The sequence below is a fragment of the Sandarakinorhabdus sp. genome, from assembly GCF_031422795.1.
Classification (GTDB): domain Bacteria; phylum Pseudomonadota; class Alphaproteobacteria; order Sphingomonadales; family Sphingomonadaceae; genus Sandarakinorhabdus.
In genome coordinates, this window is the sequence record NZ_JANPML010000046.1 from 1 (window position 1) to 2,675 (window position 2,675).

General features: G+C 63.5%; 2 protein-coding genes. Both read right to left on the reverse strand.

Features of this window, described 5'->3' with window-relative positions:
- Positions 1 to 2,229, reverse strand: a 2,229-nt coding sequence (gene dnaE, locus RMO81_RS01840; RefSeq protein WP_310474022.1) for a DNA polymerase III subunit alpha, incomplete at its 3' end; no start/stop codon positions are given.
- A 313-nt stretch (positions 2,230 to 2,542) separates the two neighbouring features.
- Positions 2,543 to 2,662 carry an acetoacetate decarboxylase family protein gene (locus RMO81_RS01845; RefSeq protein WP_310474023.1) on the reverse strand — a complete coding sequence of 40 codons (120 nt, stop codon included), beginning with the start codon at positions 2,660 to 2,662 and terminating at the stop codon, positions 2,543 to 2,545.
- Positions 2,663 to 2,675: the final 13 nt, after the last annotated feature.

Here is a 2,675-nt window from a genome sequence, read left to right on the forward strand (position 1 = left end):
TTCGAAGATGGCATCGGCGGTGGCTTCCTCGATGCCGTTGGCGGCGGCGCCGGTGCAGAAATCGGCCTTTTGCGCCACCATTTCAGCATGAATCTTCTTGCCCATGGCGCGGCGCAGCAGATCGGCCTGGCCCAGGCTGTAACCGGCCAGTTCGCGCGCCAAGCTCATCACCTGTTCCTGATAGACGATGATGCCATAGGTTTCGCGCAGGATCGGCTCCATCAGCGGGTGCAGCAGTTCCACCGCCTCGCGGCCGTTCTTGCGCAGCGCAAAGCTGGGAATATTGTCCATCGGGCCGGGGCGATAAAGCGCGCCCAGCGCAACGATGTCGCCAAAACCATCGGGGCGAACCTGGCCCAGGGCGCGGCGCATGCCTTCCGATTCAAACTGGAACACGCCCACTGTGTCGCCCTCGGCGATCAGCTTGTAGACCAATGGGTCGTTCATCGGCAGCGTTGCCCAATCCACGTCCACGCCCCGGCTGCGCAGCATGGCCGCCGCGCGGTCGAGCACGGACAGCGTTTTCAGGCCAAGGAAATCGAATTTCACCAGCCCGGCCTTTTCGGCGGCTTTCATCTCGAACTGCGTCACCGCCATGTCCGACCGGGGATCACGATACAACGGCACCAGTTGCGACAACGGCCGATCGCCGATCACCACCCCGGCGGCGTGGGTCGAACTGTGGCGCGGCAGGCCTTCGAGTTGCAGGGCAATATCGACCAGCCGCTTCACCTTGGGATCGCGCTCGACCTCCACCATGAACGCCATTTCGCCCAGATAACGCTTGCCGTCCTTGTCTTCACCGCGCCCCAGCGTGCGTGCAAGTGTCCACGGGTCGGTCGGGTGGTTGGGCACCAGTTTGGCCAGCCGGTCGATCTGGCCATAGGGCATCTGCAGCACGCGGCCGACGTCCTTCAACACGGCGCGGGCCTTCATCTTCCCAAAGGTGATGATCTGCGCCACCTGTTCGCGGCCATAGCGTTGCTGCACATAATCAATGACTTCGCCGCGCCGGGTTTCGCAGAAATCGATATCGAAATCCGGCATCGACACGCGATCAGGGTTGAGGAAACGTTCGAACAGCAAGCCGTGTTCCAGCGGATCAAGATCGGTGATGGTCAACGACCAGGCCACCACCGAACCCGCGCCAGACCCGCGCCCCGGCCCTACCGGAATCCCCTGCAGTTTTGCCCACACGATGAAATCGGCCACGATCAGGAAATAGCCGGCAAAGCCCATGCCGCTGATGACATTGATTTCAAACGCCAACCGCTCACGATAGGGAACGCGCGCTTCGTCGCTCAGGCCGAGCACGTCGAGCCGCTTTTCCAGGCCTGCTGCGGCCTGCGCCTGCAGTGCCTCCTCCTCACCGCCGGCAGCCAGCTTGGGCAGGATCGGCTTGCGGCTCGGCGCCATCACCGCGCAGCGCTGGGCCACAACGATGGTGTTGGCGATGGCTTCGGGCAGATCGGCGAACAATTGGTGCCAATCGTCGGCGGATTTCAGCCAGTGCTGCGGGTTGGAACGGCTGCGATCCTCGGCCTCGACATAGCTGCTCTCGGCGATGCACATCAGCACATCATGGGCCTCGTGCATGTCGGGCGTGAGAAATTTCACCGGCGCCGTGCCAACGATGGGCAAAGCCCGCGCTTCGGCGAGACGCAGCAGGCCAGCCTCGCTCTTCTGCTCGATGGGGTCACCGCTGCGCGAAATCTCGATATACAGCCGATCCGGGAACAGCGCTTGCAGCCGATCGGCCATCGCACCGGCATCCTGCCCTTCGGCCAGCAACCGCGCCAGTGCACCATCGGCGCCGCCGGTCAGGCAGATCAGCCCTTCCGTGCGCCCGCCCAGCGCAGCCAACCGCAATACCGGATCGCCGGCCTGTTCCGATTGCAGATGCGCGTCCGATACCAGCCCGATCAGATTGGTATAGCCCGCCTCATCCTGCGCGTAGATCACCAGCCAGTCGATCAGCGCCTTGCCCTGCAATGTCGCCGCTCCCGGTCGTTCGATGGGCAGCAGCGCGCCGATCAGCGGCTGGACACCCGCATCCTTGGCAGCCGCGGAAAAATCCATCGCTGCAAACATGTTGGCACGGTCTGCCATACCAATCGCCGGAAAACGCATCTGACGCGCCACCTTGGCCAGATGTTCCGGCTGAATGGCGCCTTCCAGCATCGAATAGGCGCTGTGGCAGCGAAGAGGAACGAATCCGGCGTGAGGCACGGTCAAACTATGGGCGCTGGGGCCAGCGCTGCCAACCAAGTCGCGGCGTTTGTCCCCAACTTATATTTCGAGGCAAAACAGCCTCCGCCCTAGCCTTCGCCAGCGTGACAGGCCAGGGGCTGAGCCCCTGGACCCACTTTCGTTGGCGCCGGCCCCGCGCCGAAAGTTGGGCATAGAGGGCGGACAAGCAAATGCGGGGAGGCCTCAGGCCTGCCCGCCGGAGGCTCTGCTCGGCTGTTCTTCAACGCCTGAAATCACTGAGGCGGACGAGGTGTCCCCCGCCCGCCCCGCAATCACGTCGGAATGTCCGGCCTCAAGCCAGATAGTCGTGCACCACCTTGCCATAAGGCAGCGTCATGTCGGTAACGATGTGCAGCCCGCCCATTTGTTCCAGCACCGGCAGATCGGCCATCGGGCAGTTGACGGCATGCACCAGTTCCAGCCGC